We start from the raw sequence: 15,354 nt of genomic DNA on the forward strand, positions 1-15,354 counted from the left end.
GGGAGTTTATAATAATGACACTTCAAACTGCAGGAATACATCATATTACAGCTTTTGTCGGAGACGCTCAGCGTAATGTTGATTTCTACGCCGGGATTCTGGGCCTACGGCTCGTGAAAAAAACGATTAATTTTGATGCTCCAGAGGTCTATCATTTATACTTTGGGAATGAGCAGGGTTCGCCGGGAACGATTATTACATTTTTCCCTTCGCCTGTAGGGCGTAGAGGCAGAATAGGCAGTGGTCAAGTTGGCGTAACGATCTACGCAGTGCCGGTCGGTGCTCTGCAATTCTGGGAACAACGCCTTGCTGAATACGGAATTTCGGTTACAAAAGGAAGTCGGATCTCGGAACCCTATTTATCTTTTGCCGATTACGACGGTCTGCGGATTGAACTGGTGGAACGTGAGGAAGGCCCGCTCAGTAAGTGGTCCTTTGGTGGGATTCCTACTAAATACGCGATCAAAGGTTTTGGCGGGGCTGTGCTGTATAGCAGCAATCCGTTGCAAACAGCCGAGACACTTGTTCATACGCTGGGTATGGAACATATTGCTGACGGAGATGGATATACTCGCTATAGAACCAATGGGGAGCTAGGTAATATTATTGATTTGAAGACATTACCCGTTCCGCTCGGAGCGGGAGGTGCAGGGACAGTTCATCACATCGCGTGGCGGGCAAAGGATAATGCAGAGCAACTGGAATGGTCGCGCCATGTACAGAGTCATGGGCATAGACCTACACCCGTTCAAGACCGTCAGTATTTTAATGCGATCTATTTCCGTGAAAGAGGAGGAATCCTGTTCGAAATCGCTACAGATCCTCCAGGCTTTGCCCGTGATGAAGCCCCAGATGCGTTGGGTGAAAAGTTGATGCTGCCGTCCTGGTTTGAGCCGCATCGCGCGGCCATCGAAGAAAACTTAACGCCTATTCAAGTAAGAGAAATTGAGGTGAAGCAGGGATGATTCATGTATTCCGTAAAGGTAAAGATATAACTAAACCTACATTAGTGTTGTTTCATGGCACAGGTGGTAATGAGCAGGATTTGCTGCCGCTGGCTGAGATGTTATCCCCAGATTCATCGGTGCTAGGTATACGGGGCAATGTGCTGGAGAATGGCATGCCACGATTCTTCCGTCGGCTGGCAGAAGGAGTGTTCGATGAAGCGGACTTAGTTTTCCGTACCCATGAGATTAAGCAGTTTCTGGATGAGGCGGCAGAGAAATACGGGTTTGATGCCAACAATCTGGTAGCGGTTGGTTACTCTAACGGTGCAAACATTGCTGGTAGCCTTCTGTTTCATTATAAGGACATTTTCCGCGCGGCAGTGCTGTTGCATCCGATGGTGCCATTACGCAATGTGGAGCTTCCTTCTCTAGAAGGGGTGTCTATCTTTATTGGGGCAGGTACGAATGATCCGCTAATAACATCTACGGAAACTCAGGAGCTAGAGGGGATTCTGCAGAAAGCAGGCGCTGAGGTTACAACCCATTGGGGCAATCAAGGTCACCGCTTGAGTATGGCGGAAGCCGAAGCCGCCAAAGATTGGCTACAGGGGTTTAGCACATCTCAAAATGCATAAAACAATTAGGATAACCGCCTTTTGGCGGTTATTTTTAAGTTATTAGCCCCGAATGAGGCCTTATAAAAGGATTGATCATTTGAGTTCCTTTACGTTAGTATGAAGAATACAAAAAAGGCCCCCGGGTTGCTTTAGAAAGGTTGACGTAAGGATCATGATTGGAATGCAAAATACTAATAAACTTGCTGTAGATGGACCCTCAAGGAAGCAGAGATTGCAACTTGCTGTTATTCTGGGCTCCATTACAACCATTGGGCCGTTGTCGATTGACATGTATTTGCCAGCACTGCCTACACTTGTTGACGATTTCGGTACGACAGCTGCTTTGGTGCAGCTAAGTCTCACCTTCTTTTTATTGGGACTGGCCTCGGGTCAGTTAGTAGCTGGACCACTGAGTGATGTATATGGACGTCGCCGTCCACTGCTTATAGGGATGTTCATCTATGCCGTTTCCTCAGTGCTATGTGCTTTTAGTCCTTCGATTGGACTTTTAATTGTTTTGCGGTTTATTCAAGGTCTTGCTGGTTCAGTGGGTGTAGTTGTCTCTAGGGCGGCTGTGCGTGATCTGTACAGTGGCTCTGAACTAACGAAATTTTTCTCTTTATTGATGATTGTTAATGGTCTGGGTCCGATTTTGGCTCCAGTCATTGGAGGCCAGCTCTTAAGAGTGACTACATGGCAGGGGATATTCCTCGTATTATTTGCTGCCGGAATTATTTTTTGCTTAACGATTCTCCTGCGCTTGCCTGAGACATTGCCGAAGGAGCGGCGCTCCAAGAGTGGGTTGAAGGGTACTTTGCTTACCTTTAAGGTGTTACTTGGCAACCGCAAGTTTATGGGTTATGCCTTGTCCCAAGGTTTTGTTACAGCGTCTATGTTCGCTTATATCTCTGGGTCATCTTTTGTTTTGCAAAATATTTTTGCGGTTACTCCGCAGGTATATAGCTTGATCTTTGCTGTGAACGGGATTGGGATTATTATTACAGGTCAAATTGCCGGCAGACTTGCTGGTAAGGTGAGTGAGACGAAGCTACTGCTTAGCGGGTTGCTGCTCTGTACAATGGGGGGCGTCTTGCTGCTGCTTACGATCCTGATAGGGGGAGGGCTGATCCCTATTCTAATCTGTCTGTTCGCTGTTGTCTCCAGTGTGGGGATTGTCGGCGCAACCAGCTTCTCACTTGCAATGCAGGACCAAGGAGAAGCCGCAGGCAGCGCTTCGGCCTTGATAGGGCTGATCCCGTTGCTGCTTGGTAGCTGTGTAGCACCGCTTGTGGGTCTTGGAGGCGTAGATTCAGCCCTTCCAATGGCGATTGTGATTGCCTGTACGGGTGTTCTCTCTATTCTGTCTTATCTTCTGTTGGTCAAACGGTGGAATTACAATTATTGACAGGTTATCCTTATAACCTTGAAAGAGAGCAATACTTTCAGCAAACTTTCAGCGGGTTTTAACGTTCCTTATCTGCAAAAGGATTATATTGGAGGTAAGGAAGGGAGGGATGATTATGAGTATATCCGCAGTCTCAGGTTCTACATCGTATACTACCTCGACGTCTAGTACTACAGATACCAGCGCGCTCGAGAAACAAAAAGCGAAGCTGGAAGCCGAATTGGACAAGATTGATGCCAGCTCGGATGACGCGAAGACCAAAGAAACGAAAACGAAACAAATTGAGCAGCAGATCAAGCAAATCGAGGCACAAATTTCCCAGAAGTCGCAGAGCAGTGCTTCCGCTGCAAGCAGTAGTGCAGAAGCACCTGCCAAACCTGCAAACAACGCGCTTGCTGCGGCAAGCCCGCAAGAAATCGCTACCGCAACAACGAATAGCCAAGGCAGATTTGATATTCGTGTATAAACCATACTAAGTCGTGTTACATAACAAAAAGGGCATCCTTTGCCGTGAGGGATGTCCTTTTTGTTATGTATTTTTAAGTTTAGACTACAATTTAAATGTTCTTTTATCACATTGTTGGCCAATACTAGAAAGATACCCCTAAAATAAAGTTCCGTCATATTGATCTGTCCAGCTTCGTAATATATTAACTATGCTTATCCTCATTTCCCAAAAAATCTTTAACTGTTGCAGGGGTTAGGGATTTGCTGGCAGTCTAATAGAGTAGGTGTTGATTATCACGGGTCTTCTATTCCAAGAATTGCTATAATGGACTAGTTGTAAAAATTGTCTAGCACAACGTGTGTCAGCGGTAAAGGCAGGTGGGCTCATGCATTCAAAGCAACAGACATTAGAAAGATTCAAAATTGTAAGACTGATCTTATCTATCTATCGGATCCGGGCGGTCAGAGCTCTTTTTCCAGTGGCTATCATAGCGTTCGTATACTGGGAGGGGCAACATGAGCTGAAGCAGGTTCATTTAGGACTTATAATGCGTGAACTAAGGCGAGTACCTACGTCTGCTATTTTGCAAATGATTGGTTTTGCACTTCTTTCCGTAGCTGTGATGAGTGCTTATGATTATTTGATTCGGGCCCATTTTCGTTTAAAAGTAGGGCTGTGGAGTACCTTTCGGTATGCATGGATTGCTAATACATTTAATAACTTGATTGGGTTTGCAGGTCTGGCTGGAGTTGGTTTAAGGACGCTGCTGTATAAAAAAAGCGGAGTGCCGACCTCCGTGCTAACGCCCGCCATTGTATTTCTTTCGCCGCTTATGATTACCGGGTTATCACTACTTTCATGGGCGAATATCTTTGGTTTACTCCCGGCAACGGCTTTGCTGGAAGAACATCGCTGGCTGGTATTTGCAGTATGGGGTATGGCGCTTTATTTGCCGGTTTTTGTGTTTGTGCAGCGCTCATCGCTTTATGCGAAATGGATTAACCGGGGAAAAGGCAGAACATCATGGCTTACAGTCGTTAACTCCGTCGGTGCTTCCTTTCTGGAATGGAGCTTTGCTGGCGTGACGTTTTGGACCATCAGCAGCCATCTCTTGGATGAGGTCCATTTTATAGCTATCTTTGGTATATTTACGATTGCTGCTATTGCCGGAATCTTGAGTATGGCACCCGGCGGTATCGGTGCATTTGACCTTATCGCCTTGCTCGGGCTGACACAGCTTGGCTACCAGACCGATAAGGCGATGGCGGTGCTTGTCATCTTTCGATTGTTTTATTATGTCATTCCTTGGTTGATTGGATTGGTGCTGGCTGCACTGGAAATTGGTCTGCAAGGAAAAAAGGATCAAGATCGTTCAGTTCCAGGGTTCGAACCCTCTCTTAACAAATGGCAGAAGATCTGGGGCTGGCCGGGTCAGTATACCTTTCTGAGCGATCTTGGGATGTGGGCTCTTGGTAAGCTGGTACTAGCTAGCGGGCTTATTCTCTTACTATCTGCAGCAGTACCCGGATTGCTGTATAGGTTGAAGATTACGGAGGAAATATTGCCGTTTCCGGTAATGCAGCTTTCTCATCATCTGTCTGTACTTATTGGTTTTATGCTGATTTTATTGTCGCGGGGCATTACATTGCGGGTCCATAGTGCATATGTATGGACTAGCATACTTCTGTTTATTGGATCATTGTTTGCAGTCACTAAGGGTTTTGATTATGAAGAGGCGCTTTTGCTACTTATAGTAGCGCTTATTCTTTGGATATCCAGATCGCGGTTTTATCGGATTAGTGCGCCAATCAGCAGACAGAGCGCGATCCGGTGGTTTGCCCTCACTTCAGTAATTGCACTAAGCTACTATCTGATGGGCTGTTATGTACATCGTGGATTTCTGAAGCATCTGCCTCCGGGAGTACAGCCTGAATGGTTGCAGCGATATAGTCATGTTGCATTTACGGCAGTGGGAGGATTGGTCTTGTCTTGGGTACTGCTCATAATGTGGGTAAACCTCAGGCCCCATCATAAGGAGAACGAGCTGTTCGGGACCTTGGATGTAGCTAAGCTGAAACATTTTCTAGATGGAGTTCGAGGCAATACCTTAACTCATACGTTGTTTTTGGGTGATAAGGGCTTCTTCTGGGCTCAGAACGATAAAGTGCTGCTCGCTTTCGCCAGAGTTAGGGATAAACTCGTTGTGCTGGGTGATCCGCTGGGAGAGAGCAGCTTAATAAGTGAAGCCATCAGTGAATTTAGACAAGCTGCAGATCAGTATGGTCTGGTTGTAGTTTTCTATCAAGCTTCACCTGCTTTTTTATCGGTCTATCAGGAGCAGGGCTATCGCTTTTTTAAGCTGGGTGAAGAGGCAGTGATAAGCCTTGATAACTTTGCACTCAGTGATCTGAAGAATGGTGATCTGCAAAGGGTAAGCGATCGTTTTGAACGGGAAGGCATGATTGTTGAAATTACAGAAGCGCCGCATGCTGATAGTTTGCTGAGAGATCTGCGAACGATTTCGGACGAGTGGTTGAATGGCCGAGCGGAAAAGGGTTATTCGTTAGGGTGGTTTAAGGTCGAGTATCTGCAACGGGCTCCCATTGTGGTGCTGCGGAACACCAAAGGTACAATACTGGCATTTGCTTCTATTGCCCCAGGGTATGATCAAGGATTGACCCTGTCCGTAGATTTGTTGCGCCAGCGGAAGAATGTGCCAAACGGGACGGTAGATTATTTATTGGTTTGTATGCTGGAATGGGCGAAGTCCAAGGGGTATCGGCGATTTAATCTAGGCAACACTCCTCTATCATCCAGTGGGGGTCAGGACCCCGGAGCTCTGAAGGAGGAGAAGCTGGCTCATCAAGTGTTTAATAGAGGTGGGCATGGGCATGGTTACGGTTTTGCCAGATTGCGTCGTTACAAGGAAAAGTTCAATCCAGAGTGGGAGCCGCGTTACTTAGCTTATCCAGCGTCCCTAACATTACCCGTCTTAACGCTGGATCTGGTGAGGCTTGTATCCCGCCATCCGGAGCATAAAACGAATAACTAAAAAAAGGTGCCCAACGCCAAACGGCGTTGGGCACCTTTTTAATCAGGTTTACTTCTTGTCAGCTTCTGCATCTGGCAAAGCCCAGACGGAGACGCTGCCGCCATTGACCGGGAAGGTCGCCCAACCATCTTTTTCAATGGTTATGGTGGCTTTATGGTTATGGGTGAAATCCACCCATGCTTCACCGGCGCGATGTTCTCCTACGAACATTCTCTTCTGGCCATTCTCACCATTACTGATCACAACCGCACAACCGGAGTGTTCAATATCCTCCACGCCGAGCCGTGTCCAGCCAATCGTGTTAGGATGATCGAAATAATCCTTCTGTTCACCATAAGCTTTGTGATAGCGGGTATACAGCAGAGGGTCAATCGCATCTTTTTTACCTGCTACAGGTGTTGGTCCTTCGATCCCATAATAATCCCCGTAAAAGACCACAGGATATCCATCCCGTCGCAGCAGGATAAGCGCGTAAGCACTTTGCTTGAACCAATCATCTACCCAGGATTCCAGGGCTTCGTGAGGCTGAGAATCATGATTGTCAACGAAGGTTACAGCATTGGTGGGATGGGTCTGCACCAGTGTGTCATCAAGAATTTTGGTCAGATCATAGTTTCTGCCCTCCAAAGAAGCTGAATGCAGCTTGTAGTGAAGGGATACATCGAAGAGGTCAATTTTATAATCGACGGTATTCAGAAATTGTCGACAGGACTCTAAGTCGGAATTCCAGAATTCACCGACGATATAGAAATCCTTCTCGCATTTATTAAACATCTCTACCGCGAATTCTTTAACAAACTCATGGTTGATATGTTTGATGGCGTCCAAGCGGAAGCCGCTGCAGTGGAGGGTATCCACCAGCCATTTTCCCCATTGGATCATTTCTTTTTTGACTTCCGGATGGCTGTAATCAATATTAGCGAACATTAGATAATCATAGTTTCCGAACTCGTCGTCAACATTCTGATTCCACGCTTTATTCTCGCCTACTATACGGAATACGCCGGTTCGCTCTTCTTTGGCGTCAAAGTCAGTGCCGTTAAAATGATTGTGATTCCACTTAAAGGCAGAGTGTTCATTCCCGCGGCCAGGGAAGGTGAATTTTGTCCAGCCCTCAATCTCGAAAGGTTTCGAAATTTCTTTCATCCGATCATTGGGGTCGACCTCGATGACTTGGAATACTTCCTTTTCATCCGCGCCAGCCTTATGATTCATCACCAAATCAACGTAAACGGCGATGCCATTCTTTTGACATTCCGAAATTGCGTTGATCAGTGCTTGTTTGGTGCCATATTTGGTGCGTACCGTACCTTTTTGGTCATATTCGCCCAGATCGTATAGATCATACACGCCATAGCCTGTATCGTCAGCGGAGACGGCCTTTGTCACAGGAGGTACCCAAACAGAATCAATGCCTACGGCTTTTAGCGCGGGTGCAGTTTCTTTTAAGCGATCCCAGTGTTTCCCGTCCGCAGCAACATGCCATTCAAAAAACTGCATCATTGTATGGTTCCTCATTATTTCTTACGCCTCCATATCCCATCAAGCAAATTTTACTCTCAACACTCTGATTAGTTTTTCAGATAACTCTTATTAAACTTAAAAACAGACTATGAAAAATAAGGCCAGTTGTTGAATGCGCAGGAAGGGACATGATTGTCATTAAACAGGCTTGAAAAGAATGATTTCTGACCTTTGGGAGAGATGCACAGCGTTGCGTCCATTCCGTTTGGAGCTATACAGAGCATGGTCGGCTTCAGATAGCAGCTCTTCTAGAGTGGCCTCTGGATTTAGGGCCTCCACAACTCCAAAGCTTGCGGTCACATTAATGGGCCCGATGACGGTATATAAGGTGCTTTGTTCAATATCCGCGCGGATAGTTTCGCAGAGCAATGCTGCTTGCTTCAGTGACGTCTCTGGCAGACAGATCACAAATTCCTCACCACCATAACGGCCAAAGAGATCTCCCTCCCGCAGATGTCTGCTGCACACCTGGACAATATGCTGTAGAGCTTGATCTCCATATTGATGCCCATAGCGGTCATTAATGCTCTTGAAGAAGTCCACATCCAGCAAAATCATAGATAATGAGCTTCGCAGGCTGGCAGCCCGGGCAAGCAATGCTTGACTCAGCTCCAAAAAATAGGAGCGGTTATAGATACCCGTTAGGCTGTCCATCGTAGCCAATTGACGCAGCTTCTCCTGAAGCAGTATTCGTTCAGTCACGTCAATCAGCATCATCATCTGTCCTGCTATGTGCCCTTCTTGTTTCTGTACCGGAGAGGAGCGGATTTGATAATAGCAGATCTCCTCTGCTTTGTTCCAAGCCACTTCCCGTTCTTCGCGCAACAGTGGCTCGGCATCCATCACATAGGACAAGGCATCTTTGCCTGCGTTAAGAAACAATTGTGCTAGCGGTTTGCCAATCGATGAGGAGTTGAGCCCCTCTATCATATCCGCGGCTGCACGATTGTAATCGACGAGCATGTCCGAGCGGTCGGTGACAAGCACTCCCTCCCGCATGCTCTCGAACAGATTCTCACGAGCAATAGGTGCAGCCGTTAACATGCCCCGGGATAAAATAGCCCAAATATATAGGGAGGAGGTTAGGCTCATAATGATCGGGACGGGATCCATTCCGTAAGGAGTCAAGCCCATCAGATACAAAAAAGCGCCGAGGGTTGGAAGGCTTAACCCGATTATTATTGTGATGATCTGCCTGCGGTATACCCTTTTCATCCGGTTCCACTGCCATATCATGAGGCAAATGGCTGCCAGCAGACAGCCGAAAGTAAAGCTGCCGTGAACGATATACCAAGGTCCCATCACAACATCAACGAGTGGGGTGGGCGTATTTTCCCGTAAATAAATGGATTTATAGAAGAGATGATGGTAATCATTGGTCCAGACCAGCAGCGTTGTAATGAATGGAATGATAAATAACGCCGCCCGTATGCCTTTTTTAAACAGCGTCTCCAGCCCAACGAAATGGATCACCATGATTAGACTAGCCGGCGCAATAAAGGGCATCCCCAGATATTCTAACTTAATCCAGAAGCTGATTTCCTCCAGAGTTTTCCCCGATAATTCTAATGCGAAACCGAAGGTGTAAATAGCAGAGGTAAAGGAGCTTATAACAAAAGCCCTGATTCCTAAGAAATCAGTTTTTTTATAATAGGCGAAAAGGGCTAGTAAGACACTCAGCACACCTGATATAGCAACAATTACAATATAATTCGAGATTATAGATCCCATGGGTCTATTGTCACCTACCGAGGAAAGATATGGATAAATATTACCACATATCTGCGGATATAAAAAAAATACTTCGGGTTTGTGGTCAAAAAAATGTCTCCTAGACAAAATGACGCAATTTAGCAGGAGCTATTTTACTAATTGTCTAGTGAGAGTCCAGTGAGCAGCGTGTAACATGTTAGTTAATACTACATGAAATAGAAGTTTTCTTTATTTTATCTAAATAGCGTCAGTTTATATAACATTATAAACATGGCTTATTTTGAAAAGGGGGGCTGAGGATGTCATCACTAGCGACAAATATTCCTGAGATTCAGCTGGAGAATGTTGAAATGCGTTATCGGACAGAAGCTGCGGAAGTGCTTGCCCTGCATCAGGTGAGTCTTGATATTGCAAAAGGGGAGTTCGTCTCCCTGCTCGGACCTTCCGGATGTGGCAAAACGACGCTGCTTAGACTGATGGCCGATCTCATAGCACCAACAGGCGGGAACATTGTGGTAGCTGGGAAAAGTGCCAGAGAAGCCAGGCTGGCGCAAAAATATGGCATTGTTTTTCAAAGTCCAGTGTTATACGACTGGCGAAAAGTGAAGCATAACATCACATTGCCACTGGAGCTGATGGGGGTAAAGAAGTCAATCCGTGAGGAAAAGGCGATGGAGCTTCTTGATCTGGTGGGGCTGCAGAGCTTTGCGGATAAATATCCGTGGCAGCTCAGCGGCGGGATGCAGCAGCGTGTAGCGATTGCCAGAGCGCTATCGATGGAGCCGGAAATTCTGCTCATGGATGAGCCGTTCTCTGCGCTGGATGAATTTACGCGTGAGCGATTGAATGAAGAGCTATTGTCTGTCTGGAGTAAAGTGCAGAACACAATTGTTTTTGTAACTCATAGTATTCCTGAATCTATATTCCTCTCTGACCGGGTGTTTGTCCTTTCCCCGCATCCAGGTCGCTTGTCCGCTGTGGTCGAAATTCCTCTGCCACGTCCGCGAACGGCGGAAATGAGAAATAGCCCAGAGTTTTTCGAACTGATCGCAGGTATTCGCGACAGCTTCGAAGGGGTGTAGTGATGAAAGGGGGCAGTATCTTTGTGCGAGGCCGTCTGCTGCCGTTGTTCGTCTGGATTTTTGGCCTGCTGCTAGTCTGGGAAGGGACTTCCTGGATGCTGCTCCATGTGGTGGAGACGCCGTTGGCACAGTCCAAGCTGCCATATGTTCATGAGGTGTTAGCTACCTTATGGCAGTATGGAGACACGCTCTTGAAGGAGGGGGCTGCGACCTTCGGTAATGCTGGTGTTGGCTTCCTGATTGGAGCGGTAGCTGGTGCCTCATTGGCGGTGCTGATGAGCTTGTCGAAGACAATAGAGCAATTAACTTTTCCTTATGCTATTGCCTCGCAGATGATTCCGATTCTGGGGTTGGCGCCCATCATCTACGGGATTGTGCGCGATGAGCAGACCTCGCGGATTATTATTTCGGGATATATCACCTTTTTCCCCGTGGCTCTGAACATGCTGCGCGGCTTGCGGAGTGTAGATCCATCAGCGCTCGAATTGATGCATTCTTACGCGGCGAAACCTTGGGCGGTCTATTGGAAACTCAGATTCCCGGCGGCTTTGCCGGGTTTGTTCGGTGGGCTTAAGATAGCTGCCCCACTTGCTGTGACTGGAGCTATTCTGGTGGAGCTTATGGGTGCCCAGCATGGCATTGGTGTAATTATGCTGCGCAATCTCTATTATGGAAGCTCTCACACCTATATGTTCTGGTCTACGGTGATTGTGGGTGCCTTGCTGGGAATCGTAAGCTACTGGTTAATCAGTCTGATAGAACGCCTGGTAACGCCTTGGCAGCCTGAATATCGTCCGAAAGGAGGCAGCCGCTAATGGAAACTAACTCCGTTCGGGAGACCACGTTTATAGGCTCTACTGGTAAAGAAATGGCTCAGCCGGCGCTAACGGCTACACAAAAGAATGCTGTAGCCGTTCCGAAACCTGCGGAAGCTACGGCGAGTCGAGGCGGCTCACGAATGCTGAAGAGGATATTTAGTGCAGGGGTGCTGCTGCCTGTACTGGCAGGTCTGTTATTTCTTGCACTATGGGAATTTCAATTCTTTCATAAGATCTTTGATCTGAAAAAATATCAACTCCCGCTGCCTACAGCCATCGCCGAAACTATGCGAGATAATTTCAGCTTGTTGTTGTCCTATACCGGATACACGCTTGCTGAAGCTGTGCTGGGAATGTTGGTTGGTTCTGCTATCGGCTTCCTGATCGCTTTAGTCGCTACGGCTTGGCCGCGCTGGGGGAGTGGAAGCTTGACGCTGGTTGCCGCCCTAAATGCTGTGCCCATCGTCGCCCTCGCGCCCATCATGAATCTGTGGTTTGGAGATGGGGTAGGCTCACGAATTGCCATAGTAACAGCAACTACAATGGCAGCGATGGCGATCAACGCCTATAAGGGCATGGCGGCGATTGATCCATTGGCGCTGGATCTGATGCATTCTTATGCGGCAGGTAAACCGGCAGTGTTCCGTTATCTGCGGATTCAGAGCAGTCTGCCCTATGTATTTACAGCACTGAAGATTAATGCTACTGCCAGTATGATTGGCGCCATTGTTGGGGAATTCTTTTTCTCCTCAAAGGGGCTTGGATATCTGCTCTCCAATTCCATTAAAGTTGCCAAAATGCCACTGGGCTGGTCCTGTATTGTGCTGGCTGCAATTGCAGGCGTGCTCTTCTATTTAGTGGTTGAGCGGCTGGAGAAAGTATTCATTAAGTGGCATCCTTCGCAGCGTACTTAATCTCACCCTCATTACATCCGGCCATAGTGGGAATGGAAAAGAGAAACCGCCCGCGGCTGTATGCATAAACGCACCACGATGCTTGTCCATACTGTGCTTGTTACAAACTTAAATTACGATAGGGGGAGTTCGGTTGATGAACGGGAAAAAACGCAAATTTCGTGGTGGTTTGTTGGCAATCGTGATGATGTTGAGTGTTTCTTTAATGGCGGGTTGCGGTGGCAACAATAATAACTCGGCAGCTAAAGCTACGACTGCCCCTGAAGCATCAGCAGCTCCTGACGCAAGTGCTGCTACTGAACCGGCTGCTGATCCAGTTACAGTGAAGCTACAGCTGAAATGGGTGCCGCAGGCACAATTCGCTGGGTATTTTGTGGCGCAGGATAAAGGATATTACAAGGAAGAAGGCTTGGATGTAGAAATTCTGCCGGGTGGGCCTGATATCGTTCCGGAACAGCAAGTGGCAGGCGGCTCCGCAGATATCGGTGTGGGTTGGGTAGCCAGCTTGCTGCCGAGTCTTGAAGAGGGAATGCCGCTGGTGCAGATCGCGCAAATCTATCAAAAGAGCGGATTGGTCCTGGTTTCCAAAAAATCGGCGGGCATCAACTCAGCCGCTGATCTTAAGGGTAAAAAAGTAGGCAACTGGATGGGCGGCAACGAGTTTGAACTATTAGCGTTATTCGATAAATATAAGTTCGATCCGAATAAGGATCTGAGCTTTACGAAGCAAGGGTTCACGATGGATCAGTTCTTGGGCGATCAGATCGATGCGGCCTCAGCGATGACCTATAACGAGTACCAAGTAGTGTTGGAGTCAGGCATTAAGGCTGAGGATCTGAATGTCATCGACATGAATACGGAAGGCGTTGCGATGCTTGAGGATAACTTGTTCGCCAATAAGGAATGGCTTGCGGAGAACAAAGAGACTGCGGCAAAGTTTGTACGTGCCTCCCTGAAGGGCTGGAAAGATGCAATTGCTGATCCTGCAGCCGCAGTGGACAGTGTGATGAAGCAAGCGGAAGACGGCAGTACAACGAAGGAACATCAGCTGACAATGATGACTGAGGTTGCCAAGCTGATTCTACCTGAAGGCTTTGACAGTGCCAAGATGGGATATACCGATGCGGCGGCGTTCCAGCAAACTGCTGATATTTCGCTTAAATTTGGTGTCATTAAAGAACCGGTTAAGGTAGATGAGGCTTACACGAACGAAATCGTAGAAATGGCGGCAAAATAACCAGTTGAGCTCAAATGTTACAGTGGATGGCCGCCTGATCTGGCGGTCATCTATTATAATCAGCAGTCCATCAGTGCATCTGAAACAGAGAAAGAGGTGCGAGCTATGTCTCTCCTAGTAACGCAGGCTGAAAGAGTTAAGAATTATGTGAATGGAGCTTGGGTAGAATCGTCGTCCGGGCGAGATGAAGAGGTATATAATCCGGCGACGGGTGAAGTGATTGCCTATGTGCCTATTTCCAGTAGGGAAGAGCTGGGTGCAGCGGTAGATGCGGCTGCAGTGGCATTTCAAGTGTGGAAAAGGGTCGCTGTGCCGCGTCGTGCCCGCTACTTTTTCCAATATCAACAGCTGCTGGTGAAGCATTGGCATGAGCTGGCCGAGCTGATCACGCTGGAGAATGGCAAAAGTCTGGAAGAGGCGCAAGGTGAGGTGCAGCGTGGAATTGAGTGTGTGGAATTTGCCGCAGGCATCCCCACGTTGATGATGGGCAGCCAGCTCCCGGACATTGCTACCGGAATTGAATCCGGGATGTACCGCTATCCATTGGGCGTTATCGGGGGAATTGCCCCGTTTAACTTTCCGATGATGGTTCCTTGCTGGATGTTTCCGCTTGCCATTGCTTGTGGAAATACCTTTGTGCTAAAGCCTTCCGAGCGTACGCCGTTACTGGTTAATCGGTTAGCCGAGCTATTTGCCGAAGCGGGTTTCCCGCCTGGCGTGCTGAATGTGGTACATGGGGCACACGAGGTTGTGAATGGGCTGCTGGAGCATGATGAAGTGAAGGCGATTTCGTTCGTGGGTTCGCAGCCGGTTGCGGAATATGTATATAAGGCAGGGACGGCGCAAGGGAAGCGGGTTCAGGCATTGGCAGGCGCTAAGAATCACTCGATTGTGCTGCCTGATGCGGAGCTGGACAATGCGGTCAAAAATATCATTGCGGCCTCCTTTGGCTCGGCAGGTGAGCGGTGTATGGCTTGCTCGGTCGTAGTGGTTCATGAGGATATCGCTGACGAGCTAGTGAACCGTCTGGCTGCGGCTGCGGATGAGCTTAAGATTGGTAATGGCGCCGATGACGGGGTGTTTTTGGGTCCGGTAATTCGCCAGTCGAATAAGGAGCGGACGCTTTATTACATTGAGACTGGTGAAGCTGAGGCAGCCAAGCTTGTGAGAGACGGGCGGAAGGATGCTGCTACGGGTGGTGCGGGTTATTTTATCGGGCCGACGATATTTGATCATGTACAGCCGGGAATGACCATCTGGAAGGATGAGATTTTTGCACCGGTATTGTCAGTGATTCGTGTGAAAAGTCTGAGTGAAGCGATTGGGGTAACGAATCAGTCCCCATTCGCGAATGGGGCTTGTATTTATACAGACAGTGCAAAGGCGGTTCGTGAATTTCGGGAAGAAATTGATGCAGGGATGTTGGGTGTGAATCTGGGCGTGCCTGCGCCCATGGCATTTTTCCCCTTCTCGGGTTATAAGAAATCGTTCTATGGAGACCTGCATGCCAATGGGCGTGATGGGGTGGAGTTCTATACGCGTAAAAAGATGATCACTGCCCGTTATTAGAGAAAATGAGCTGCTGAGAGGAGAAAAT

The 15,354-nt window shown here is 47.8% G+C and carries 12 protein-coding genes; 10 read left to right on the forward strand and 2 right to left on the reverse strand.

What is annotated here, in order from left to right:
* Nucleotides 1-14: 14 nt before the first annotated feature.
* The 5 genes from MKY63_RS11875 (at nt 15) to mprF (ending at nt 6,469) form a co-directional block, all read left to right on the forward strand.
* Nucleotides 15-965, forward strand: a complete 951-nt coding sequence (locus MKY63_RS11875) for a ring-cleaving dioxygenase (protein WP_339812961.1) — start codon at nt 15-17, stop codon at nt 963-965.
* The gene (locus tag MKY63_RS11880) at nt 962-1,582 is read left to right on the forward strand and encodes an alpha/beta hydrolase (RefSeq protein ID WP_076124044.1); all 621 of its coding nucleotides are present in this window, start codon (nt 962-964) and stop codon (nt 1,580-1,582) included. The genes MKY63_RS11875 and MKY63_RS11880 overlap by 4 nt, the downstream gene beginning before the upstream one ends.
* A gap of 163 nt (nt 1,583-1,745) precedes the next feature.
* The gene (locus MKY63_RS11885; protein WP_339812964.1) at nt 1,746-2,969 is read left to right on the forward strand and encodes a multidrug effflux MFS transporter; all 1,224 of its coding nucleotides are present in this window, start codon (nt 1,746-1,748) and stop codon (nt 2,967-2,969) included.
* 115 nt (nt 2,970-3,084) lie between these two features.
* The gene (locus MKY63_RS11890) at nt 3,085-3,435 is read left to right on the forward strand and encodes a FlxA-like family protein (RefSeq protein ID WP_076099710.1); all 351 of its coding nucleotides are present in this window, start codon (nt 3,085-3,087) and stop codon (nt 3,433-3,435) included.
* A gap of 367 nt (nt 3,436-3,802) precedes the next feature.
* A complete protein-coding gene (gene mprF, locus MKY63_RS11895; protein ID WP_312149350.1) occupies nt 3,803-6,469 on the forward strand; it encodes a bifunctional lysylphosphatidylglycerol flippase/synthetase MprF in 2,667 nt (888 codons plus the stop codon).
* A gap of 48 nt (nt 6,470-6,517) precedes the next feature.
* Here mprF and MKY63_RS11900 read toward each other — a convergent pair whose 3' ends face one another.
* Both MKY63_RS11900 and MKY63_RS11905 read right to left on the reverse strand, forming a co-directional pair.
* Nucleotides 6,518-7,990: an alpha-amylase gene (locus MKY63_RS11900; RefSeq protein WP_076191713.1), complete on the reverse strand. Its 1,473-nt coding sequence runs from the start codon at nt 7,988-7,990 to the stop codon at nt 6,518-6,520.
* A 141-nt stretch (nt 7,991-8,131) separates the two neighbouring features.
* The gene (locus tag MKY63_RS11905) at nt 8,132-9,724 is read right to left on the reverse strand and encodes a histidine kinase N-terminal 7TM domain-containing protein (RefSeq protein WP_339812969.1); all 1,593 of its coding nucleotides are present in this window, start codon (nt 9,722-9,724) and stop codon (nt 8,132-8,134) included.
* Nucleotides 9,725-10,005: 281 nt separating this feature from the next.
* Between MKY63_RS11905 and MKY63_RS11910 the strand changes: the two genes are divergently transcribed.
* The 5 genes from MKY63_RS11910 (at nt 10,006) to MKY63_RS11930 (ending at nt 15,326) form a co-directional block, all read left to right on the forward strand.
* Nucleotides 10,006-10,788, forward strand: a complete 783-nt coding sequence (locus tag MKY63_RS11910; RefSeq protein WP_339812971.1) for an ABC transporter ATP-binding protein — start codon at nt 10,006-10,008, stop codon at nt 10,786-10,788.
* A 2-nt stretch (nt 10,789-10,790) separates the two neighbouring features.
* A complete protein-coding gene (locus MKY63_RS11915) occupies nt 10,791-11,603 on the forward strand; it encodes an ABC transporter permease (protein WP_076191718.1) in 813 nt (270 codons plus the stop codon).
* Nucleotides 11,603-12,520: an ABC transporter permease gene (locus MKY63_RS11920; protein ID WP_081384300.1), complete on the forward strand. Its 918-nt coding sequence runs from the start codon at nt 11,603-11,605 to the stop codon at nt 12,518-12,520. Before MKY63_RS11915 ends, MKY63_RS11920 begins: the two co-directional genes overlap by 1 nt.
* A gap of 136 nt (nt 12,521-12,656) precedes the next feature.
* Entirely contained in the window at nt 12,657-13,757 is a 1,101-nt protein-coding gene (locus tag MKY63_RS11925) for an ABC transporter substrate-binding protein (RefSeq protein WP_076222362.1), read from the forward strand.
* A 105-nt stretch (nt 13,758-13,862) separates the two neighbouring features.
* Entirely contained in the window at nt 13,863-15,326 is a 1,464-nt protein-coding gene (locus MKY63_RS11930) for a CoA-acylating methylmalonate-semialdehyde dehydrogenase (RefSeq protein ID WP_036682059.1), read from the forward strand.
* The last annotated feature ends 28 nt before the right edge of the window (nt 15,327-15,354 follow it).

The organism is Paenibacillus sp. FSL R7-0189, from assembly GCF_037969925.1.
Lineage (GTDB): Bacteria > Bacillota > Bacilli > Paenibacillales > Paenibacillaceae > Paenibacillus_AQ > Paenibacillus_AQ odorifer.